This is a genomic window from Hymenobacter monticola (genome assembly GCF_022811645.1).
In the GTDB taxonomy this organism is placed as follows: Bacteria; Bacteroidota; Bacteroidia; order Cytophagales; family Hymenobacteraceae; genus Hymenobacter; species Hymenobacter monticola.
On the sequence record NZ_CP094534.1, the window covers coordinates 2,069,132 to 2,090,675 of the forward strand.

Sequence of the window (21,544 nt, forward strand, 5' to 3'; positions counted from 1 at the left end):
GCACACGAGATGTCTCGGCTGCGCCCGACAATGACATGCTGCTGTGGCCGCAAGCCCGTAATCCGAAACTTTTCCCCGCCTCCGTTTCTTGTAGCCACTTCCATAGCTTCAAAAATCTCATTGATATGAAAGTTGAAATCTGGTCCGACGTGGTTTGCCCGTTCTGCTACATCGGCAAGCGCAAGTTTGAGAATGCGCTTAAAGGCTTCGCGCACCGCGACGAAGTAGAAGTGGTGTGGCACAGCTTCGAGCTGAACCCGGAATTCGAGCCCGTTCCCGGCCTGAGCATTCACGACCACCTTGCCCAAAAGAAAGGCGTGTCGCCCGCCGAGGGCCGCCGCATGAACGACTACATGACCGGCGTGGCCAAAGAAGTGGACCTGGACTACGACTTTGACAAGGCCATTCCGGCCAATACCTTCCTGGCGCACCAGCTCATTCACCTCGGTGCCCACCACGGCCGGCAGGACGCCACTAAAGAGCGCCTGTTTGCCGCCTACTACACCGAAGGCCAGGACCTCAACGACCTTGACACGCTGGTGAAGCTTGGCACTGAAGTAGGCCTCGATGCCACCGAAATCCGTGAAGCCCTCACGGCCGGCACCTACGCCGAAGCCGTGCGCATCGACGAGTACCACGCTCAGCAAATCAACGTGCGCGGCGTGCCCTTCTTCGTGTTTGAGGACAAGTACGCCGTGTCGGGCGCGCAGCCCAGCGAGCTGTTTGCCGAGGTGCTGGAAAAGGTGTACGAGGAGTTCAAGCCCGCCAAACCCGCCCTGGTTTCGCTGGGCGACGGCGACGCCTGCGGGCCGGACGGCTGCGCGGTGTAAAGCCCGAAAAACCCCGTAAAAAAGCCGGTCGTGCCATGGCACGACCGGCTTTTTAGTGTTCATAATCTGCAGCTAGGCGGCGTCTTGCCCGTCGCGCGGTTGCCCTTGCTGCGTTTCGGCTTGCTGCCGGGTCAGGGTTCTATCGGTCACTTCCACGATAAAAGCCAGGATGCCAAGCGTCTGGCCTTGTTCGTTGCGAAGGGGCTGGTAGCTGAAGTCGATGTAGTGGCTGGATTGCTGGCCGGTGGTGGGGTGGGTGAGCTGAACGGGCATGTCGCGGCCCTGGAAGGGCTCGCCGGTGGCATACACCTGGTCGAGCAGCTTGATGAAGCCTTGTTCCAAGGCCTCTGGGAAAACCTCGGCGGCCGTAAGGCCCACCCGCGCCCGATTGCCCGACAGGTCTTGGTAATGCTCATTCATAAACGAAAACCGGTGTTCGGGCCCGGTAAGGGTGGCAATGCCGGCCGGCGTTTGCCCCAGAATCTGGCTCAGCAAGAGTTGCTGCTGAGCGGCGTTGATGCGGTGCTGCTCGGCCTCGGCCAGGGCGCTTTGCAGCTGCTTGGTGCGCTCAGCCACATTGCCTTCCAGCAACTGCTGCACTTTCAGCACTTCTTCCTGGTTGGTCAGCAGCTCGGCGTTGCTTTCCTGCAAGGCCTGGTTTACGGCGGCGAGCTGGGTGTTCAGTTCCTGGATTTTTTGGCGGGCCTGAACCTGCTCCGTTACCTCCGTGGCCACGACCATGGCGCCGTAAATGCTGCCATTGTCTTCGTAGAGAGGCACATACACGAAGTCCCAGTACACGGTTTCGCGCTGGCCGTTGCGGTCGTGCTGGGCTTCCATGCCGTGGGCCACGTAGGGCTCACCCGTGGCCATCACTCCATCGAGCAACTCCTCGTAGCCCATGCCGGCGACCTCGGGCAATGCCTCAAAGAGGCCTTTGCCGATAATATCGGCTTGGTTGCGGCCCCACAGCTCGCAAACCAGCGGGTTGGCAAACTCGATGGTGTAGCTTGAGCCGCGGTAAGTAGCAATGGCCACCGGGGCCTGCTCGAAAATGCGGCTCAGTTCGCTGCGCTGCCAGTCGGCGGCTTCGCGGGCGGCCTGCTCGCGCACTTGCGCATCGTGCAGCCGCGCGGCGGCCTCGGTTTCGGCCGTGATGTTGACCACCGTCTGAATAAGGTGCGTGACGCGGCCTTGCTCGTCGAGCACGGGCGTGTTGCGCGCCTGCCAGTAGTGCTCCACAAACTGGCCGGGATGCTCGGGGTCGGGCAGGGCGTAGCGCTGGGCGGGCAGCTCGTTGGGCTGGCCTGTGGCCAGAACGCGCTCCAACGCCGCCTGTACATCGGCCACGGAATGGGCCGTCGGGTCGTTGGGGTTATCGGGAAAGACGTCGGACCGGTGGCGGCCCAGCATGTTGGCGCGCGGTGTGCCCGTCACGGCTACGAAGCTGTCGCTGGCCGCTTCAATCACAAAATCAGGCGAAAGCAGCACACAGGCGCTGGGCAGGGCGCTAAAAACGGACAACAGGTCCGAAGCAGGGGCGGGCATAAGAGCAGAAGTAAGACCGGCGGTAAAGGAATGCGAAATACGCAATTCCCAACCATTTGGCTACGCCCGCCGCATCGGAATGTGCGGAATGCCGTCTTCCACGTACATCGGCCCGCACTGCTCGTAGCCAAAGCCGTTGTAAAATGCCTCCAGGTGCTGCTGTGCGCCGATTTTGTTGGGCTGCGGGCCAAACAGCGTGTCGGAATGCAGCAGGGCCTGGCGCATCAGCTCGCGGCCCAGGCCGTACTGCCGGAACGCAGGAGCCACAATGACGCGCCCAATGCTGGCCTCGGTGTAGCACTTGCCCGCGTCGAAGAGGCGGGCGTAGGCGGCCAGTTCGCCGGCTTCGTTGTAGCCCAGCAGGTGGTAGGCATCGGGGTCCTGCCGGTCAATGTCTTGGTAAACACAATTTTGCTCCACTACAAAGACCTCGGAACGCAGGCGCAACACGTCGTAGAGGATGAGGGGCGGGAAGGAATCGAAGGCGATGCAGTGCCAGCGGATAGTCATCGTGAAAGCTTATTGTTTAGGCATTTTGGCAACTTCTTCCAGGGTCACCACCCGGTACGAAATGCCCATTAGGGCGGCATTCTGCTCCACCGTATTCTTAAAGCCAGCTTTTTGGCGGCGGGCATTCACGTCGGCCGCATCCCGGATGGGCCACACAAAGGGCCGCTGTCCTTCGCGCCGGCCGGTGGCCGGGTTCGTTACGTTGTAGCCCATGGCCTGGGTGCCGTAGAGCTGCTCTTTGCCCTGGCGCATGAGTTGGCGGTCCAGCATCTGGGCGTAAAGGTAAAAGGGCAATTCGCCTTTGCTGGCGGCCTTTTTGATGAGCGGCAGGTATTGCTTGATGTCATCCGAATGCTGGATGACGTACCACGCGGCCTCATTCGTCGGCTCACCCACCAGCGACTTGCCGGGGTAGCCGTACTGCTTGATAAGCTGCTTCACCCGCACCTGGTTGGCCGAGTCGGAGCGCATCATCTGCTGGGGAATGTAGGTGGGCAGGCTTTCGCGCGTCACCCCCAGGGCCCGGGCCACCGAGTCGGGCCGGAAACGCTGGCGCGGGTCGAAAAGCAGGCTGCGCCACTTCTGGTCCACGGCGTAGATGCTGTCCAGCTCGTGCTTCAGGCGCGGGTTTTGGGGCGTCTGGGCGGCGGCCAGCTGGGGGAGCAGGGGTAGGAGCAAGAAAAGCAGTTTCATGGGGTCAGGGGGTGAGGTTACACCGCCACGGCCTCCGCACTGCCCAGCTCGCTGAGCACGCGCTTGGCCTGCTGAATGGAGCGCACCTCGTCAAACGTCACAATGAGTTGCTCCTTGTGCTCCTTCAGCTTGGCCGTGCGCGGGTGCGTCTGCACGTAATTAAGGATGGTGCCGAACTGCTCGCCCTGGAAATAGGCCTTGTGGTCGTCGTCGGCGGGCAAGTAGCCTTTCAGCGTGTCGCGCTTGAGCGTGATTTTGTGGAAGCCCACCTGGCAGGCCTGCCAGCGCAGCCGCACAATGTCGGCCAGCTGCTCCACTTCGGGTGGCAGGGGCCCGAATCGGTCAGTCATGCTGGTGAGCAGCTTCTGCAGTTCCTCGGGCTTCTGGGCGCGGTCGAGCTTGGCGTAGAGCTGCAGGCGCTCCGACACGTTGCTCACGTACTTCTCCGGGATGAGCACCTGCTGGTCCGTCTCCACGTTGCACTCGTGGGCACGGCCCGCGCCGGCCGCCGCCTGCAGGCGCTGGTTCGAGTCGCCTAGGAACAGGTCGCGGAATTCGGTTTCCTTGAGCTCCGTCACGGCCTCGTCCAGAATCTGGTGGTAGGTTTCGTAGCCCAGGTCGTTGATGAAGCCCGACTGCTCGCCGCCCAGCAGGTTGCCGGCGCCGCGAATGTCCAGGTCGCGCATAGCCACGTTGAAGCCCGCGCCCAGGTCCGAAAACTCCTCCAGCGTGCTCAGGCGCTTGCGGGCGTCGCTCGGCAGGTTGGCCACCGGGGGCGTGAGCAAGTAGCAGTACGCCTTGCGGTTGGAGCGGCCCACGCGGCCGCGCATCTGGTGCAGGTCGCTCAGGCCGTGCAGGTGGGCGCGGTTGATGATGATGGTGTTGGCGTTGGGAATGTCGAGGCCCGACTCAATCAGGTTGGTGCTCACCAGCACGTCGTACTCGCCCTCCACAAACTTCATCATGCGCTTTTCCAGCTGGTCGCCCTCCATCTGCCCGTGAATGGTGGTGATGCGGGCATCGGGCACCATGCGCAGTATCATGGCGGCCTGCTCATCAAGGTCCTTCACGCGGTTGTGCACGAAGAATACCTGCCCGCCGCGCTTCAGCTCCCGCGCTACCGCGTCGCGAATCAGAATCTCGTCAAATACGTGCAACTCGGTGTTCACCGGCTGGCGGTTGGGCGGCGGCGTGGCAATCACGCTCAGGTCGCGCGCGCCCATCAGCGAGAAGTGTAGCGTGCGCGGAATGGGCGTGGCCGAGAGCGTGAGCGTGTCCACGTTAACCTTCAGCTCCTTGAGCTTGTCCTTGGTTTTTACGCCGAACTTCTGCTCCTCGTCAATCACCAGCAAGCCCAGGTCCTTGAACTTGATGTCCTTGTTGGTCAGTCGGTGCGTGCCGATGAGGATGTCGGTTTTGCCCTCGGCCACGCGCTGCAGGGTTTCCTTAATCTGCTTGGTGGTTTTGAAGCGGTTGATGTACTCCACCGTCACGGGCAGCGTGGCCAGCCGGTCGCGGAAGGTCTTGTAGTGCTGCATGGCCAGGATGGTGGTGGGCACCAGCACGGCCGCCTGCTTGCCATCGGCCACGGCTTTGAAGGCCGCCCGAATGGCCACTTCGGTCTTGCCAAAGCCCACGTCGCCGCACACCAGCCGGTCCATGGGGTGGGGCTGCTGCATGTCGTTTTTCACATCCTCGGTGGCCTTGGCCTGGTCGGGCGTGTCCTCGTAAATGAAGCTCGACTCCAGCTCGGCCTGCATAAAGCCATCGGGCGAGAAGGCGAAGCCGGGCGCGGTTTTGCGCTTGGCATACAGGCGAATGAGGTCGGCCGCAATGTCCTTCACCTTCTTCTTCACCGCCTTCTTCTTGTTCTCCCACTCCGGCGAGCCCAGCTTGCTCATGGTGGGCGGCGCGCCCTCGGCGCCGCTGTACTTGGCAATCTTGTGCAGGGCGTGAATGCTCACCGTCAGCACGTCGTCGTCGCGGTAAATCAGGCGAATAGCCTCCTGAACCTGCCCGTTGATGTCCACCTGCGTCAGCCCCGCAAACCGCGCAATCCCGTAGTCCTGGTGGGTCACGTAGTCGCCGGGCTGCAGGGTTTTCAGCTCGCGCAGGGTCAGCGCCTTTTTCTTGGAAAACTTCTTGGTTTCCTGCGCCCGGTAGTAGCGCTCAAACAGCTGGTGGTCGGTGTACACGGCCAGCTCCAGCTGCTCGTCCACGTAGCCCTCGCGCAGGGCCAGCAGCAGGTGCTGAAACTGCACGTTGTTGTCCAGCTCGTCGAAAATCGTGCGCAGCCGGTCGGCCTGCCGTACCGTGTCAGAAGCAATAATGGTGGTGAAGTTGCGCTGCTGGTTCTCGCGCAGGTTCTTGGCCATGCGCTCAAATTCCTTGTTGAAGCTGGGCTGCGGCTTGGCGCTGAACTGGAAGGTCTCTGCATTTTTGAAGTGGAAGCGCTTGCCAAATTCCACCACCGCAAACTCATCAAGCAGCTTCTTGAAATTCTTGCCGCTCTCAAACAAATCAGCCGGCTTGCTCACAATCTGCATGCCGCCGGCCTCACTCAGCATCTGCTGAAAATTGGCCTCCGCCTTCTCAAATAGCTCGCTCACCACGTCCAGCGTCTGCCGCACGTCTTTCAGCCAGATGCAGGCCGTGCGGGGCAGAAAATCAAAAAAAGCCTCCCGCGTCTCGGTCAGCATCTTCGTCTGCACGTTCGGAATAATGCTGATACTGGGCCGCGGCTCCACCGACAGCTGCGTCTCGGGATTGAACGTGCGGATGCTCTCAATCTCATCCCCGAACAGCTCCAGCCGGAACGGCAGCTCGTTCGCGTAGCTGAACACGTCCACGATGCCGCCCCGCACCGCGTACTGCCCCGCTTCATACACAAAATCCGTCTTCTCGAAGTCGTACTCGCCCAGCAGCTCGCCCAGAAAATTCACGTCCAGCTTATCGCCTACTTTCGCGTTGAAGGTGTTTTTCACCAGGCTCTGCCGGTTGATTACCTTCTCCGTCAGCGCCTCCGGGTACGTCACGATGAACACGCTATTGCCGCTGCTGGCCGCCCGCGTCGTGTTCACGCGGTTCAACACCTCGGCGCGCATCAGCACGTTGGCGTTTTCCGTCTCGTCGAACTGGTAAGCCCGCTTGTAGGAACTCGGAAACAGCAGCACCTCGGGCCCCTCGGGCAGCAGGTGCTGCAGGTCGGAGAGGAAGTAAGCTGCCTCGTCCTTGTCGTGGAGCACGAACACGTGCGGGTGCTGGCCGTGGGCCACGGCGGCGGCCACCACGGCATCCTGGCTGCCCACCAGGCCGCGCAGGTGCAGGCGCACGCCGCTGGGGTCGGGCTTGGCGGCGCCGCGCAGGCGGGCGGCCAGCACCTGCAGCTCGGGCGAAAGGCGATAGAGGCGAAGAAAGTCAGTTACTTGCACAAATTTTCAGGCTAGAGGGGCAAATGAACTAGCCCGGCCAGATGAGAATCCGGTCGGGCTGTGGGCTAAATACACGGTTGCGGCGGCGAAGGTTTCCGGGCCGCCGGCCCGGCTGTAGCTTAGCAGCTTGGCATCCCAAGCCGCTACCTCAACCGCTGCGCAAAGTACATGCTCCGATTCTACTCCTGCGCGGCCATGCTGCCGCTTCTTCTTCTTGCCACCAATACCCGGGCCCAAACCAGCCGCCCGCTACGCATCGTCACTTTCTACGACTCGGCGCGCACCCAGCGCCGGGCCGTCTACGGTGCTCAGCTCACCGGCCCGCGCCCCGACACCGTGGCCCATGGCCCGTTTCGGCGCTTTGGGCGCGATGGCAGCTTGCAGGAGCTGGGCCACTTCACCCTGGGCCAGGCCGACAGCATCTGGACCCGCTACTACCCGGCCAAACCCGGCCGGGCGCCCGCCGTGGCGCGCCGCCTGCCCATGCGCGCCGGCCAGCCCAGTGGCCCCTTCGTCGTGTTCCACCCCGACGGCCGGGTGGCCCAGCGCGGCACCTTCCGCCGCGGGCAGCTGGTCGATTCATTGGTGACCACTGGCAGAACCGGCCGCTCGCGCCTGCTGGCCCGTTTCGACAGCAGCCGGGCGCCCGGGCTGCGGGGCAGCTTCCGGCAGTGGGGCGGGCAGTATACAGCTGCCTTTCTTCCAAAAATTAATTTCTGGGGCGATGGCGCAAGCGAAAGAAATGACTACCCACGGCGCGACCCGGCCCGCTACTGGCAGGGCCAGCTCGCGGCCGGCCGGCTGGTGGGCGCTTACACCGAATACGACCCCGACGGTGAGCCGCGCGTGCGGCTTTCCTACACCGACCAGGGCCAATACCGCCTCACGACCGTCTATTACCCGGCGGCGTGGCTGCGCAGTGAGGCAAAAGAAGAACAGCCGCTGCCGGCCGATAGCGTGGTGCACAGCCAGCCTTTCATCCAATGGCAGGCCGTGGGACCGCACCCTTACCTGTTGCAGCGGCATTGGAGCTACAGCTATGGCTCAATCGCCGGCCAGTCAGAGGATAAGCTTTATAGAGTGGTGCCGCTCGAATTTAAATGGAATCGGCACCACCACAATTACCACACAACGCCCCGAGGCGTTTTCACTAGCGACGTAATAGGCACTTTGAGAGGGGGCAGCAGCCCCGCACCGCTGCCACCCCAGGTAGCCGCGGCTTTCATCAAGCCCATTTCCCCTCAATCAGACCTTTTCTGCAGCGGTTTGCAAGCGCAGTACCGGACGCATGGCCGGCCCCCGCTCCAAACCGTAGCCCTCACCGACGGCTCGGTGCTGCGCCGCTACCCACCCCTCAGCCGCTACCGCCAGCCCGTGGGGCTGGAAGTCGTGCGCCACCCCGGCCGCTGGCATTTAGGTGCTGCCGATACCACGGGCGCCAGCCCGCGGCCCGCCCGGCAACGCACCGCCACGCTGGCCGATGGCCGCCGCCTGGTGGAAACCCGGTACACCACGCGCACCTATTTTGCCACGGGCCAGCTGCAGGATTTTTCGCGGCGTCGCCCGCTAATTGGGGCCGTTGACAAGGAATATTATCCCAACGGCACCCGAAAAGAGCAACTCACCGCAGGCTGGCTGGGCATTTTCTCCCGCAAATGGGATGAGGCGGGCCACCTCACGAGTCATAACTATGAGAGCCCATTTGGCGACCATCCCGGTAAGGCCCTGCGCCGCACGTTCAAACAGTGGCATCCTTTGCGCAAGGCACGGCTGAAACTTCGGCGCTTTCACCCCTTCCGGCCCGTGGGCCGGGCCATCCGCAAGGTATTTCCCCGCCACGACCACCACACGCCGCGCCCGCACAAGGACTGAGACGGCCCGTTGTAGCTTCGCAACCGGTTTTGGGTTGTCAGTAGTTCGTTGCCGGTTGTCAGGCCAGTAGCGACGTGCAAAGCACCTAACAACTGACAACGAATAACTGACAACCAAATAAAATGCGCGGTTCTTCCCACTTGGCCATCGGCCTCATCACCGGCGTGGCCATTGCGGGGCTGGTGCCGGGCCTGCCGTTTTCGGTGCCCGGCATTGCCCTGGCCGGCTTTTCCAGCCTCGCCCCCGACCTCGACCACCCCGAGAGCCGCCTCAGCAAGCGCCTCGGCTTCACCCAGAATTACGTGCGCTGGGCCTTCGCCGCCGGCGCGCTGGCCATTGCGGCCTATGCTTACTTCCAGTTAAGGGTCGGGTCGGAGCAGCGGCTCTACTACACCGTGGCGCTGGCGTTCGGGCTGATTGGGGTGGGCATGCAGGGCGGCTCGGCGCGGCGGCTGGCGCTGCTCTTCACCGGGCTGGCCACGGTGGTGGCCGGCCTCTACACCGAGCAATTGTGGCTGAGCTTGCTGGGAACGTTTGTGGCGCTGGCGCCCTTCACTTCACACCGCTCCTGGACGCACACCATCTGGGCCACCGCCCTCTGGACTTACATCGGCCACTTGGCCAACCAGCACCTGGGCTGGCACGGCGTGGCCCTGTTTGCCGGCGGCGGCTACGCCTCCCACCTGATAGCCGATAGCCTCACCAAAGCGGGCGTGCGGTGGTTTTTGCCCCTTTGGGACTACTCGTTTAAGATTCCGCTCATCAGCACGGGCTCGGCTTCGGGCAACATGCTGGAGGTGGCCATTTGCACCGGCTACGGGCTGCTGGTGCTGGGCCTGGTGGTGGGCCGCATGGGGTTCTAAGCGCGCGCCAACTGTTGAGTAGTCCGGCATTTAGCGCACACTACGCTGCCGCGCGGTTTCGTCCTAATTAACTTACTGTTGCATAAGTCGGCTCAGACCATTAGCTTCGCAGCAGATATACCGACATATTACGGTCGTATTGAGCCGAGGGCGTGCTATTATCCAGCGTTTTCGAGCCTTGCGTCCACGTCGCATCCCTTTACCGCTACCCTAACCTTAACCCCTCCGGCCGCCGGCCATTATCCTATCTTCCGGCCCGCTCCCCACAACTACCTATCCTTGGCTGACACAGCATACGACGGCACTTCGGTGCAGTGGTATGATTAGCCGTTCTGCCTCATTCCTAACACCTTGTCCCACTCACAACGCTTTTTCTAACTTTACCCCATTCCATTACGCATGAACCAGATGAACAGCCCCTTGATTCGGGTTGGTGTCTTTTATGACGGCAACTATTTCTTAAAAATCAGCGACTATTATTATTTCCAGCACGAGCGCAAGGCCCGCATTAGCCTTGAAGGACTGCACGAATACATTCGCCACCAGGTTGCCGAAGAAGAAGACGTGGACGTGCGCCTGGCGCAAATCACCGACGCGCATTTCTTCCGCGGCCGCCTCTCGGCCACCGAAGCCCGCGACAAGGACCGCCTGTTCCACGACCGCCTGCTCGACGACATCCTAATGAACCTAGGCGTGCAGACGCACTACATGGCCCTCAAAACCCGCGACGGCCGCCTGCAGGAAAAAGGCATCGACGTGTGGCTGAGCCTCGAAGCCCTCGAGCTGGCCCTGCACAAAACCCTCGACGTGGTGGTGCTCATCGCCGGCGACTCCGACTACGTGCCCCTCATCCGCAAGCTCAACACCGTGGGCACCCGCGTGATGCTGCTGAACTGGGACTTCAAATACGAAGACTTCAAGGGCGAAACCCGCGTGACGCGCGCCTCGCAGCAGCTGCTGGAGCAGGTGACGTACCCCGTGGCCATGCACGACGTCATTGACCGCGGCCTGCAGCAGCAGGACGAAGTGGTGGAAGCCCTGTTTGTGAACCAAACCGAGCCCGCCGCTTTCGCTCCCAGCACGGCCGCCGCGCCCAAGCCCCTGCGCCCCACCGGCCCCACCGCCGCCGGCCCCGTGGGCACGCTGGGCATGAGCACCATCAAAAACCTGAAAAACGGCTTCGGCTTCGTGGTAATGCCGCCGAACAACCTGTTTTTCAGCTACGCCGACCTGACGGAGGGCGACTTCAACGACCTGCGCGAAGGCGACTGGGTGGAGTTTACCGTGGGCCGCAACCACCGCGACGAGGACTGCGCCCGCAACGTGCGCAAAGTGCCCGCCCCCCAAATGGCCGACGGCGACGACGAGTACGAGCCCGTGAGCATGCACGCCTCGGCGGAATTGTAAGAATCGGTCCGTTTGTCATTGCGAATGGAGCGCACCGCAACGCGGCAATCCGTCCTCTAAACGCCAGACATTCTCTTTTACCAGAAAGCCCCGATGCTGCAAAGTATCGGGGCTTTTGTGCTGATAAAGGCTTTGTCGCAACTCAAAGCTAATCGCATTGGGAGGACAGATTGCCGCGTTGCGCTGCGCTCCACTCGCAATGACAAACCAGAATCACATCAGCAGCTTGGCAAATTCACGCTTGTTGGCCGGGTAGCGGTTGAACGTGCCCATGCCACGCGCTACGGCTACGTTCTCCTGGCCTTCCTGCACGCGATAGATGACGCAGCTGCTCACCACCAACGAGTTGCCGGCGTGGTCGACGTCACCGCGGGCTACCAGTGTGTCGTGCAGATGCACGGCGTGGAGGTAGTTCATCTTGAATTCGACCGTCGAAACAAATTCGAGTTTGGTGAAGGCCAGGGTGAGGGCGGCAGCGCCCAATGCGGCGTCCATGAGGCCGGCCAGCACGCCGCCGTGGCAGGTGCCAGGGGAGGAGAGGTGCTCCTCGCGCACGGTCATGCGGTATTCGGCGTGGCCGGGCTCGGGCACGGTCAGGGTCATGCCATTGGTGCGGCCGTAGTGGTTCATCTGGTCGTAGGCGGCTACCATGGCGGCTAATTCGGGCACGGGACGGGGCGAGGTTGTTTCGGACATGCGGACTTGGAATGGAATGACGAAGCTTGAGGCAGTATGGTACGAGTGCTCCGGAATTTCATTTCGGATGCCGAAACAAACCTGCGGTAGTTGCCCACACGTCCTGATATAAAATTTTGGGGTACTGGTGCCTTACAAATGCTTCTGCATCAGAAAGTGCGGGATGAGGCCAAATAATAGGTGCGACGGCTCCATCACCGCGTAGCCCAGCCTTTCATAAAAGCCCACGGCCGCCTCCCGCGAATGCAACACCACTTCCGTGAGCCCGGCCGTGCGGGCCTGCGCTTCTAGGTAGGCCACCACCTCACGCCCCAGGCCGCGGCCCGCGGCCTCTGGCGCCACGGCCATGAAGCGAATCTGGCCCTGCGCGGGGCCGGTAGGTTGGAGCATTCCCACCGCTAAGGCCACCGGCGTTTCGGCGGCCTCGTCGGCCAGCAGCAGGGCGTGCATGGTGCCGGGCTCGTCGTCGGCGGGCACGCGCTCGGAGCCGGGGGGCTGCTGCCAGGGCTGGCGCAGCACGGCGTAGCGCAGGTGGTAGTAGGCGGCCCACTCGGCGGGGGTGCGCGGCGGACGAACGATGGGGGCGGAAGTCATGAGGAAAGAATGAAGACGAGCGCAACCCCGGCCGGAACCGGGCGTTACCTTTACGCCCCGGCTGCGGCCGGTTTCTCTTCCCAAAACTACTTCTCTTCCCGCCATGGCTTCCTTCGACATCGTGAGCAAAGTGGACCCGCAAACCCTCGAAAACGCGGTGAACACAGCCCAAAAAGAACTCCAGACCCGCTACGACCTGCGCGACACCAAGGGCGGCATCGAGCTCAACAAAAAGGAAAACACCATTCTCCTGTCGTCCGAAAACTCCATGCGCATCAAGGCCTTGGAGGACATTCTGCTGGGCCGCGTGGTGAAGCAGGGCATCGACGGCACCAGCCTCGATTTCACGGCCGACGAGCAGCCCAGCGGCCAGCTCATCAAGAAAACAATCAAGGTGCGTGCTGGGGTCGATAAGGAGTACGGCCGCAAAATCATCAAGGCCATCAAGGACGCCAAGGTGAAGGTAGAAGCCCAGATGCAGGACGACCAGGTGCGCGTGACATCGAAGAAAATCGACGATTTGCAGGCCGCCATCGCCGTGCTGCGCAAGGCCGACATCGGGTTGCCGCTGCAGTTCGTGAACATGAAATCGTAGGTAGGTTAACGAACTGTCATTCTGAGCACAGCGAAGGACCTTATCAGCATAGAACGAAGCCAACGTAATACAATTGGCGCAGGCGCGATAAGGTCCTTCGTTGCGCTCAGGATGACAGCCGTTCGGTTTATTCTTCATTCCTCATTCAAAAAAAGTGTACGACTTCGGAGCCTTTGCCCACGCTGCCACCTGGGTTAGTCTGCTGACCCTCACGTTCATGGAAATCGTGTTGGGCATCGACAACATCATTTTCATTTCCATTGTCGTCAACCGGCTGCCCAAAGAGCAGCAGGCGCGGGGCCGCACCATTGGCCTGCTGCTGGCGCTGCTGTTTCGCATTGGCCTGCTGCTGAGCATTTCCTGGATTGTGAGCTTGCGCAATCCGCTGTTCAACCTGCCCGATTTTCCGTGGCTCAACCAGCCCTTCGGTGTGACCGGGCGCGACCTGATTCTGCTGGCCGGCGGCTTGTTCCTGATGTACAAGAGCACCACCGAGATTCACACCAAGCTGCAAGGCGAGGAGGACGACGAAACCGGCGGCAAAGGCCAGACGTCGATGCTGAATGTGATTCTGCAGATTATCGTCATCGACATTGTGTTCAGCTTCGACTCCATCCTGACCGCCGTGGGCCTCGTGGACAATGTGCTGGTGATGATTGCGGCCGTGATTTGCGCCATGGGCATCATGCTCACGTTCAGCGGTGCCGTGGCCAACTTCGTGAACAACAACCCCACCATCAAGATGCTGGCGCTGTCGTTCCTCATCATGATTGGCTTCATGCTGGTGATGGAAGCTGCCCACAAAGAAATCGAAAAAGGCTACCTCTATTTCGCCATGGCCTTTTCGCTGATTGTGGAGTTGCTGAACCTGCGCCTGCGCAAGAAAGCCAAGCCCGTGCAGCTGCGCGACTCGCAGTACGACTAGAGGATTTCACCGCAGAGGGCGCAGAAGAAAGACGCAGAGGGCCGCAGAACGTTCTGCGGCCCTCTGCGTCTTTCTTCTGCGCCCTCTGCGGTGAAAACCGTTAGCCCGCCAAAACCACCACACTGTCTGCCTGGTCGAGCACGCGGCGCAGGGCCATTTCCAGCAAGCGGCGGTTCAGCTCGGAGCGGTGCTGGCGGTAGAAAGCGTATTCTTCGGTGGTGAACTGACCGGAAGTCAGCCCCACCACGGTGTAGCGCAGCTTGGTGTTGCGGGTGAGCAATTCGGTGAGCTGGTGGTGCTGGTCGGTGGGCCGTAGGGCAATGTGGTGGTCGCGCACAAAATCGGCCACCACGGCCAGGAGCAGGTCGTTTTGCAGCTTGAGCACCGGGCGGAGCGTGGCGTGCAGAAAAGCGCCTACGGTGCCGTCGGCGTCGGTGGTTTCGGTGGGCACGAGGGGGCGCAGGGCCAGCAAGGCGTCGTTGGGGCGCGCGGATGGGGGAGAAGGGAGCATAACCGGAAAACGAGGCCGTGCCCCAATGGTTTTGGCCGCGCCTACACCACGCCCAGCTTCACCAGCGCATCCCAGAGCACCACGCCGGCCGCCACGCCCACGTTCAGCGAATGCTTGGTGCCGAATTGCGGGATTTCCACGGCCATGTCGCACAAAGCCAGCACCGCGTCTTCCACGCCAAAAACCTCGTTGCCCAGCACCAATGCCAGCGGCCGGCCAACTTCGGGCCGAAACTGCGGCAGCAGGACGCTGCCCGTGGTTTGCTCCACGGCCGCCACTTGGTAGCCGGCGGCTTTGAGGGCAGCCACGGCCGTCGCGGTTTCGGCCGCGTATTCCCAGGCCATGGATTCCTCGCTGCCCAGGGCCGTTTTGGTGATTTCGCGGTGCGGCGGGCGCGGCGTGTAGCCGCAGAGGTAGATTTTTTCGAGCGCGAAGGCGTCGGCCGTGCGGAAAATGGCGCCCACGTTGTGCATGCTGCGCACGTTGTCGAGCACTAAAACCACGGGGCTTTTGGGCGTACTTTTGAAATCATCCACCGAGGCCCGGTTCAGCTCGGCCATTGTGAGTTTTCGCATGGAAATAGCGCGAACTTTGCGGTTCGCTTTGTCGGTTTAAAATAGGGTGGCCCGCTGGTTTGATGTGTTTCATCAGGCCGCGTTCGTCGCTGCGGAAGCGGCCGCTCTTTTCTCGTTCACATCAAAATGCTGCGCCCTGCAAAGGTCGCGCGCCGTTGCCTTGCCTGCACCCAAAAAAGAATTCGTCATCAAATCCGTCGGCCCCGACCACTTCACCGTGCCCATCCCGGCCGTGAGCGAAACGCCGCTGATGAAGCAGTATTACCAGCTCAAGCAGCAGCACCCGGGCGCGGTGCTGCTGTTTCGGGTGGGCGATTTTTACGAAACCTTCGGGGAGGACGCCGTCACGGCCGCCCGCATTCTCGACATCACGCTCACCAAGCGCGGCGCCGGCAGCAGCAGCGAAGTGGCGCTGGCGGGCTTCCCGCACCACTCCCTCGACAACTACCTGCCCAAGCTAGTGCGCGCTGGCCAGCGCGTGGCCATCTGCGACCAGCTCGAAAACCCCAAAGAAGCCAAGGGACTCGTCAAGCGCGGCATCACTGAACTGGTGACGCCCGGCGTGAGCATGCACGACAACGTGCTCGAACGCCGCTCGAACAACTACCTCGCCGCCATCCACTTCGGCAAGCAGGAGGCCGGCATTTCCTTCCTTGATATAAGCACCGGCGAGTTCCTGGCTGCCCAGGGCACCCTCGATTACCTGGGCAAGCTGATGCAGAATTTCAGCCCTGCCGAGGTGCTGTTCTGCAAGAAAAGCCGCTCAGATTTTGAGTTACACTTCGGCCCTGATTATTGCACCTACGTGCTGGATGACTGGGTTTTCGGGGCTGACTACGCCCACGATACCCTCACGCGCCACTTCCGCACCACTTCGCTCAAGGGCTTCGGGGTGGATAATTTGAAGGAAGGCGTCATCGCAGCCGGCTGCATTCTGCACTACCTCGCCGAAACCAAGCACACCGACATCCAGCACATCGCCAGCCTCGGCCGGCTTGAGGAGGACAAGTACGTCTGGCTCGACCGCTTCACGGTGCGCAACCTGGAGCTGGTGCAGGCCCAGCACCCCGGCGGCGTGCCCCTCATCGACGTGCTCGACCAAACCCTGACACCCATGGGCGCCCGCCTGCTGCGCAAGTGGATAGTGTTGCCCCTGAAAGAAGTAAGCCAAATTCAGCGGCGTCTCGATACCGTGGCTGCCCTAGTAGCCGACGAGGAATTGCTCGGCGACCTCACCCAGCACCTGCGCCAGATAAACGACCTGGAGCGCCTGATATCCAAAGTGGCCGTGCGCCGTGTGAACCCGCGCGAGCTGTTGCAGCTGGCCCGTGCCCTCGAAGCCGTGGCGCCCATGCGCGAGCGGCTGGCCGCCTCCGGCGTGAAGGCGTTGGTGAAGCTGGCCGACCAGCTCAACCCCTGCGCCACCCTGCGCCAGGAAATCCTCACCAAAATCAAGCCCGACGCGCCCATCCTCACCAACCAGGGCGGCGTGCTGAACACGGGCGTCGATGCCGAGCTGGATGAGTTGCGGGCACTGGCTTTTTCGGGCAAGGACTTCCTGTTGCAGTTGCAACAACGGGAGCAGCGCAATACGGGCATCTCGTCGCTGAAAGTGGCTTACAACAAGGTGTTTGGTTACTACCTCGAAGTGACCAACGCCCACAAAGACAAGGTGCCGGCCGAGTGGATTCGCAAGCAGACGCTGGTGAATGCCGAGCGCTACGTGACCGAAGAGCTGAAAACCTACGAGGAGAAAATCCTCAACGCCGAGGAAAAGCTATTCGTCATTGAGCAGAAAATCTACAACGACCTCGTGCTGGCGGCGCTCGATTTTGTGCCCCAGATTCAGCAAAACGCCCGTGCCATTGGCGTGACCGACTGCCTGGCCAGCTTCGCCCTCACGGCGCGGCAGCAGCGCTACGTGCAGCCCGTGGTGAACGACGGCACCGTGCTCGACATCAAGGCCGGCCGTCACCCCGTCATCGAGCGGCAGTTGCCACCCGGCGAAAGCTACATTCCCAACGACATCTGCCTCGACCAGGACGAGCAACAGATTGTGGTGATAACCGGCCCCAACATGGCCGGTAAATCGGCCCTGCTGCGCCAGACGGCCCTCATCGTGCTGCTGGCCCAGATTGGCTCCTTCGTGCCCGCCGATGCCGCCACCGTAGGCATTATCGACAAGATTTTTACCCGCGTGGGTGCTTCCGACAACCTGAGCAAGGGCGAAAGTACCTTCATGGTGGAGATGACCGAAACCGCTTCTATTCTCAACAACCTCTCGGATAGAAGTTTGGTGCTCATGGATGAAATCGGGCGCGGCACCAGCACTTACGACGGCATCAGCATTGCCTGGGCCATTGTGGAGCACCTGCACAACAACCCCAAAGCCAAGGCCAAAACCCTTTTTGCTACTCACTACCACGAGCTCAACCAGCTGGCCGACGACTGTGCCCGCGTGCGCAACTACAACGTGGCTGTGAAGGAGGCCGACGGTCGCATCCTGTTCTTGCGCAAGCTGCAGCCCGGCGGCTCCGAGCACAGCTTCGGCATCCACGTGGCGCGGCTGGCCGGCATGCCTACCTCAGTGGTGTTGCGGGCCAACGAAATCATGCACCATCTGGAAGTGGAGCGTACCAGTGCGGGCGCCGATGATAATGCAGCTACGGAGTTTGACGACGTCTTGGCCGGCATCGAGTCCGGTAACGGCCGGGTGGGCATTGCGGTGCCACCGCCTCGGCAGCCCGCCACGCCCCAGCCCCGTGCCACGGCAGCGGTGGCCACCGCGCCGCGGGCCCAGCTCAGCATCTTCGAGCCTTCCGACCCGGCTCTGGAGCGCATCCGCGAGCTGCTGCAGCACCTCGATGTGAACACGCTTACGCCCATCGAAGCGCTGATGAAGCTGAACGAACTGAAGCTGACGTTAGAGAAAGGTTAAATTTTTCGGGCTGAAAATGAAGCAGAAAGGGCCCTGGGGTGAAAATTTCCACACTAGGTACTTGCTTCTCCAAAAAATGCCCCTACCTTTGTCGCACCATTCAGCACAACGAAACTTGTTCTGAACCTCCTGCGAGAGTAGCTCAGTTGGTAGAGCGCGACCTTGCCAAGGTCGAGGTCGCGAGTTCGAACCTCGTCTCCCGCTCAAAAAAACGCCGCCTTCGGGCGGCGTTTTTGTTTTCTGCCAAGTCTGAAAATGGCCGCTACCCGCAAATGCCTGAGCACCGACGATGAATTTAGGCTGGCCGTGGCCGAAAGCCTCTCGGTGGCCCAAGTGCTGGGCCGCATTGGGCTGGTGCCGGCCGGTGGCAACTACAAAACCGTGCACACCCGCATCGCCAAGCTGGGGTTGGACACCAGCCATTTCACGGGTGCCGCCTGGAACCAGGGGGCGCGGTATCGCACGCTGGGACCTGCGTTTTCGTGGGAAAACGTGTTGGTTGAGAATTCAGCCTATACGTCCACGTATCGGCTACGAAATCGCCTGATTGAGCATGGAATAAAAGGACACCGGTGCGAAAAATGCGGGTTGACCGAATGGCAACAGGAGCCTATCCCATTGGAGCTTCATCACGCCAATGGCATCAATAATGACCATCGACTTGCTAACTTGCAGTTGCTTTGTCCTAATTGCCACGCGCTAACGGAAAATTATCGGGGCAAGAATCAGAGCAGAAAAAAGGCATAACTGCCTATGCCAGAGTGGTGTAATTGGTAGCCACGCGACACTTAAACTGTCGTTTCCGTAAGGAAGTACGGGTTCGAGTCCCGTCTCTGGTACAAATAAAAAGCCCTTCATCATGCGGTGAAGGGCTTTTTATTTGGCGCAATTCCAGCGCACGGCGTGGGCAATGTCACCAATTGCGCAAACGATTATCTTGTTGCTTCCGCTCTGGAAAAGGACCTTTGCCGGACTGGCTGAACAAGCATTTTAACCAGCTTTACTTTATTAAAATCGCATGAGTGCATTATTGAGCCGCTGGGCTTTGGGCGGGCTGGCCACCGTTGTCTTATCCTCAACGGCCCTGCTTGCAGCAGGCCAAACGCGGCAGGAATACTTGCTGACCACGGACTGGAAATTCGCCAAAGGCGAGCAGACTGACGCGGCCAAGCCTGATTTTAAGGACGCCGGGTGGCAGACGGTGCGCGTGCCGCACGACTGGGCCATCTACGGGCCTTTCGACGGCAACAACGACCTGCAAACGGTGAAGATTGAGCAGAATCAGGAGCAGAAGGCCACCCAAAAGGCCGGGCGCACGGGCGGGTTGCCCTTCATCGGCACGGGCTGGTACCGGCGGCGGCTGGTGGTGCCGGGCTTCAAGGCCGGGCAGCGCGCGGTGCTGCTGTTTGATGGGGCCATGAGCGACGCCCACGTGTTTGTGAACGGCAAGGAGGTGGGCAGCTGGCCCTACGGCTACAATTCGTTTTCCTTCGATATTACCCCGTATCTGAAAGCCAGCGGCGACAACACGCTGGCCGTGCGCCTGCGCAACCAGCCGGAGGCATCGCGCTGGTACCCCGGCGCCGGCCTCTACCGCAACGTGCACCTCATTGTAACCGACGACGTGCACATTCCGGTGTGGGGCACCTACCTCACCACGCCCGACATCACCGCTCAGTCTGCGACGGTGAAGCTGCGCACCCAAGTGGCGGCAAGCGGCGCGCGGCCGGCCCTGCGCCTTGTGACTGAAATCAAAGACGTGGCAGGCAAGGTGGTGGCCACCTCTACCAGCAACTTGGCGGCTGCGGGCGCTGCAGAATTCGACCAAACCTTGCAGGTGCCGCAGCCGAAACTGTGGTCGCCGGAGACGCCGGTGCTGTACACGGCTTCGTCGAAGCTGTATTCGGGTCAGACGCTGAAGGATACCTACACCACGCGTTTTGGTATTCGCTCGTTTAAGTTCGAGAAGGATAAGGGCTTCTCGCTGAACGGGCAGCCGCGCAAGTTCAAGGGCGTGTGCAACCACCACGATTTGGGGCCGTTGGGTGCGGCCATCAACACGGCAGCTTTGCGCCGGCAGCTGGCTTTGCTGAAGGACATGGGCTGCGACGCCATCCGTACCTCGCACAACATGCCGGCCCCGGAGCTGGTGCAGCTGTGCGATGAGATGGGCTTTATGATGATGGTGGAGGCCTTTGACGAATGGAAGGCGCCGAAGGTGAAAAACGGCTACAGCCAGTATTTCGACCAGTGGTCGGAGAAGGACCTGGTGAACATGGTGCACCGCGACCGGAATAGCCCGTCGGTGATTATGTGGAGCATTGGCAACGAGGTGCCCGACCAGAGCAACGCCAACGGCCCCGTCATTGCCAAGCGCCTGCAGGACATTGTGCACCGCGAAGACCCCACGCGCCCCGTGGCGGCGGGCATGGACCGGTTCGACGACGACTTCAAGTACGGCATGGCGCCGGTGGTCGATATTCCGGGTTTCAACTACAAGCCGCACCGCTACGCCGAGGCGCTGGCCAAGCTGCCGCAGGGATTCCTGCTGGGCTCCGAAACGGCCTCCACCATCAGCTCGCGGGGCGTGTACAAGTTTCCGGTGGTGCGGGCCAAACAGAAGCAGTACGACGATAACCAATGCTCTTCGTACGACCTGGAGGCCTGTGTCTGGTCGCAGACCCCGGACGAGGAGTTTGTGCAGCAGGACGATATGGCCAATGTGCTGGGCGAGTTTGTGTGGACGGGATTCGACTATTTGGGCGAGCCCACGCCCTACGACGAAAAGTGGCCCTCGCACAGCTCCATGTTTGGCATTCTGGATTTGGCAGGGATGCCTAAAGACCGGTTCTACCTCTACCGCGCCCGCTGGAATGCCAGCCAGCCCACCCTGCACCTGCTGCCGCACTGGACCTGGCCCGGCCGCGAAGGCCAGACCACGCCCGTGTTCTGCTACACCAATTACCCCTCGGCCGAGCTGTTTGTGAACGGCGTGAGCCAGGGCCGCCAAACCAAAGCGAAGTCGGACCAACCCCAGACGCGCTACCGCCTGATGTGGAACGACGTGAAATACGCGCCCGGCGCCATCAAAGTGGTGGCCTACAACGCCCAGGGCAAGGCCGTGGCCGAAGAAACCGTGCGCACGGCTGGCAAGCCGCACCACCTCAAACTGGTAGCCGACCGCAGCAAGCTGGCCGCCGATGGCCAGGACCAGGCCTACGTGACCGTGCGCGTGGAAGATGCCCAGGGCAACCTCTGCCCCGACGCCGCCGACCAGCTGCAGGTAGCAGTGAGCGGTGCTGGTAGCTTCCGCGCCGTGGGCAACGGCGACCCTACCAGCCTGGAGCTGTTTCATAAGCCCCAAATGCATGCCTTCCACGGGCAGCTGGTGGCCATTGTGCAGGCCGCGGATAAAGCCGGCGATGTGCAGTTGAAAGTGACAGGCGCGGGCCTGCAGACCGGTACTTTGCAGCTGAAAGTGGGGTTGAAGTAAAATTGGCAGAACAGCAAAAAGCCGGCTGCTTAGCAAGCAGTCGGCTTTTTTGTGCCTGAACCG

At 61.4% G+C, this 21,544-nt stretch carries 17 protein-coding genes and 2 tRNA genes; 11 read left to right on the forward strand and 8 right to left on the reverse strand.

Translation table 11 applies throughout. From position 1 onward, the window contains the following. The first annotated feature begins 125 nt into the window (after positions 1-125). Positions 126-830, forward strand: a complete 705-nt coding sequence (locus MTP16_RS08610; protein ID WP_243518240.1) for a DsbA family oxidoreductase — start codon at positions 126-128, stop codon at positions 828-830. Between the two features lie 72 nt (positions 831-902). Here the strand turns inward: MTP16_RS08610 and MTP16_RS08615 are convergent, their stop codons facing one another. The 4 genes from MTP16_RS08615 to mfd are packed head-to-tail and all read right to left on the reverse strand — an operon-like array spanning position 903 to position 7,012. Beyond that, a complete protein-coding gene (locus tag MTP16_RS08615) occupies positions 903-2,378 on the reverse strand; it encodes a PAS domain-containing protein (RefSeq protein ID WP_243518242.1) in 1,476 nt (491 codons plus the stop codon). Positions 2,379-2,438: 60 nt separating this feature from the next. Then, on the reverse strand, positions 2,439-2,888 hold the full coding sequence (locus tag MTP16_RS08620; RefSeq protein ID WP_243518244.1) for a GNAT family N-acetyltransferase: 450 nt from the start codon (positions 2,886-2,888) through the stop codon (positions 2,439-2,441). Between the two features lie 9 nt (positions 2,889-2,897). Beyond that, complete coding sequence (locus MTP16_RS08625) at positions 2,898-3,581, reverse strand: DUF6624 domain-containing protein (protein WP_243518246.1); 684 nt, start codon at positions 3,579-3,581, stop codon at positions 2,898-2,900. A 17-nt stretch (positions 3,582-3,598) separates the two neighbouring features. Further along, complete coding sequence (gene mfd, locus MTP16_RS08630; RefSeq protein WP_243518248.1) at positions 3,599-7,012, reverse strand: transcription-repair coupling factor; 3,414 nt, start codon at positions 7,010-7,012, stop codon at positions 3,599-3,601. A 195-nt stretch (positions 7,013-7,207) separates the two neighbouring features. Here mfd and MTP16_RS08635 point away from each other — a divergent pair, with 195 nt between their 5' ends. The 3 genes from MTP16_RS08635 to MTP16_RS08645 all read left to right on the forward strand — a co-directional run bounded on the left by MTP16_RS08635 (position 7,208) and on the right by MTP16_RS08645 (position 11,154). Next, positions 7,208-8,884: a toxin-antitoxin system YwqK family antitoxin gene (locus MTP16_RS08635; RefSeq protein WP_243520139.1), complete on the forward strand. Its 1,677-nt coding sequence runs from the start codon at positions 7,208-7,210 to the stop codon at positions 8,882-8,884. 122 nt (positions 8,885-9,006) lie between these two features. Continuing rightward, the gene (locus MTP16_RS08640; RefSeq protein ID WP_243518250.1) at positions 9,007-9,747 is read left to right on the forward strand and encodes a metal-dependent hydrolase; all 741 of its coding nucleotides are present in this window, start codon (positions 9,007-9,009) and stop codon (positions 9,745-9,747) included. Between the two features lie 399 nt (positions 9,748-10,146). After that, positions 10,147-11,154, forward strand: coding sequence for an NYN domain-containing protein (locus MTP16_RS08645; RefSeq protein WP_243518252.1), 1,008 nt, complete (start codon positions 10,147-10,149; stop codon positions 11,152-11,154). Between the two features lie 213 nt (positions 11,155-11,367). Here MTP16_RS08645 and MTP16_RS08650 read toward each other — a convergent pair whose 3' ends face one another. Beyond that, positions 11,368-11,850 (reverse strand): PaaI family thioesterase, encoded by a 483-nt coding sequence (locus MTP16_RS08650; protein ID WP_243518254.1) that lies wholly within the window; start codon positions 11,848-11,850, stop codon positions 11,368-11,370. Positions 11,851-11,982: 132 nt separating this feature from the next. Continuing rightward, complete coding sequence (locus tag MTP16_RS08655; RefSeq protein ID WP_243518256.1) at positions 11,983-12,444, reverse strand: GNAT family N-acetyltransferase; 462 nt, start codon at positions 12,442-12,444, stop codon at positions 11,983-11,985. Positions 12,445-12,547: 103 nt separating this feature from the next. Here MTP16_RS08655 and MTP16_RS08660 point away from each other — a divergent pair, with 103 nt between their 5' ends. Together MTP16_RS08660 and MTP16_RS08665 are read left to right on the forward strand one after the other, a co-directional pair. Further along, on the forward strand, positions 12,548-13,039 hold the full coding sequence (locus tag MTP16_RS08660) for a YajQ family cyclic di-GMP-binding protein (protein ID WP_243518258.1): 492 nt from the start codon (positions 12,548-12,550) through the stop codon (positions 13,037-13,039). Positions 13,040-13,193: 154 nt separating this feature from the next. Then, a complete protein-coding gene (locus tag MTP16_RS08665; protein ID WP_243518260.1) occupies positions 13,194-13,964 on the forward strand; it encodes a TerC family protein in 771 nt (256 codons plus the stop codon). Positions 13,965-14,064: 100 nt separating this feature from the next. On the opposite strand, the gene MTP16_RS08670 is transcribed toward MTP16_RS08665, so the two are convergent. Then, the gene (locus MTP16_RS08670) at positions 14,065-14,475 is read right to left on the reverse strand and encodes a hypothetical protein (RefSeq protein ID WP_243518262.1); all 411 of its coding nucleotides are present in this window, start codon (positions 14,473-14,475) and stop codon (positions 14,065-14,067) included. 41 nt (positions 14,476-14,516) lie between these two features. Then, complete coding sequence (locus MTP16_RS08675; protein ID WP_243518265.1) at positions 14,517-15,050, reverse strand: RNA methyltransferase; 534 nt, start codon at positions 15,048-15,050, stop codon at positions 14,517-14,519. Positions 15,051-15,300: 250 nt separating this feature from the next. Here MTP16_RS08675 and mutS point away from each other — a divergent pair, with 250 nt between their 5' ends. The 5 genes from mutS (at position 15,301) to galB (ending at position 21,481) form a co-directional block, all read left to right on the forward strand. Next, positions 15,301-17,988 carry a DNA mismatch repair protein MutS gene (gene mutS / locus MTP16_RS08680; protein WP_243520009.1) on the forward strand — a complete coding sequence of 896 codons (2,688 nt, stop codon included), beginning with the start codon at positions 15,301-15,303 and terminating at the stop codon, positions 17,986-17,988. 131 nt (positions 17,989-18,119) lie between these two features. After that, positions 18,120-18,192 (forward strand) — tRNA-Gly (locus MTP16_RS08685). A gap of 51 nt (positions 18,193-18,243) precedes the next feature. Beyond that, on the forward strand, positions 18,244-18,735 hold the full coding sequence (locus MTP16_RS08690) for an HNH endonuclease (protein WP_243518268.1): 492 nt from the start codon (positions 18,244-18,246) through the stop codon (positions 18,733-18,735). Between the two features lie 8 nt (positions 18,736-18,743). Next, positions 18,744-18,827, forward strand: a tRNA-Leu gene (locus MTP16_RS08695). Between the two features lie 179 nt (positions 18,828-19,006). Continuing rightward, positions 19,007-21,481 carry a beta-galactosidase GalB gene (gene galB, locus MTP16_RS08700; protein ID WP_243518271.1) on the forward strand — a complete coding sequence of 825 codons (2,475 nt, stop codon included), beginning with the start codon at positions 19,007-19,009 and terminating at the stop codon, positions 21,479-21,481. Positions 21,482-21,544 lie beyond the last annotated feature (63 nt).

Excerpts from the sequence above, each read along its gene's own strand:
- MTP16_RS08635 (WP_243520139.1), top strand. The coding sequence starts at position 7,208 with ATGCTGCCGCTTCTTCTTCTTGCCACCAATACCCGGGCCCAAACCAGC.
- MTP16_RS08655 (WP_243518256.1), bottom strand. The coding sequence starts at position 12,444 with ATGACTTCCGCCCCCATCGTTCGTCCGCCGCGCACCCCCGCCGAGTGG.
- MTP16_RS08690 (WP_243518268.1), top strand. The coding sequence starts at position 18,244 with ATGGCCGCTACCCGCAAATGCCTGAGCACCGACGATGAATTTAGGCTG.
- MTP16_RS08615 (WP_243518242.1), bottom strand. The coding sequence starts at position 2,378 with ATGCCCGCCCCTGCTTCGGACCTGTTGTCCGTTTTTAGCGCCCTGCCC.
- MTP16_RS08645 (WP_243518252.1), top strand. The coding sequence starts at position 10,147 with ATGAACCAGATGAACAGCCCCTTGATTCGGGTTGGTGTCTTTTATGAC.
- galB (WP_243518271.1), top strand. The coding sequence starts at position 19,007 with ATGAGTGCATTATTGAGCCGCTGGGCTTTGGGCGGGCTGGCCACCGTT.
- MTP16_RS08660 (WP_243518258.1), top strand. The coding sequence starts at position 12,548 with ATGGCTTCCTTCGACATCGTGAGCAAAGTGGACCCGCAAACCCTCGAA.
- MTP16_RS08610 (WP_243518240.1), top strand. The coding sequence starts at position 126 with ATGAAAGTTGAAATCTGGTCCGACGTGGTTTGCCCGTTCTGCTACATC.
- MTP16_RS08620 (WP_243518244.1), bottom strand. The coding sequence starts at position 2,888 with ATGACTATCCGCTGGCACTGCATCGCCTTCGATTCCTTCCCGCCCCTC.
- MTP16_RS08625 (WP_243518246.1), bottom strand. The coding sequence starts at position 3,581 with ATGAAACTGCTTTTCTTGCTCCTACCCCTGCTCCCCCAGCTGGCCGCC.
- MTP16_RS08640 (WP_243518250.1), top strand. The coding sequence starts at position 9,007 with ATGCGCGGTTCTTCCCACTTGGCCATCGGCCTCATCACCGGCGTGGCC.
- mutS (WP_243520009.1), top strand. The coding sequence starts at position 15,301 with ATGAAGCAGTATTACCAGCTCAAGCAGCAGCACCCGGGCGCGGTGCTG.
- MTP16_RS08675 (WP_243518265.1), bottom strand. The coding sequence starts at position 15,050 with ATGCGAAAACTCACAATGGCCGAGCTGAACCGGGCCTCGGTGGATGAT.
- MTP16_RS08650 (WP_243518254.1), bottom strand. The coding sequence starts at position 11,850 with ATGTCCGAAACAACCTCGCCCCGTCCCGTGCCCGAATTAGCCGCCATG.
- MTP16_RS08670 (WP_243518262.1), bottom strand. The coding sequence starts at position 14,475 with ATGCTCCCTTCTCCCCCATCCGCGCGCCCCAACGACGCCTTGCTGGCC.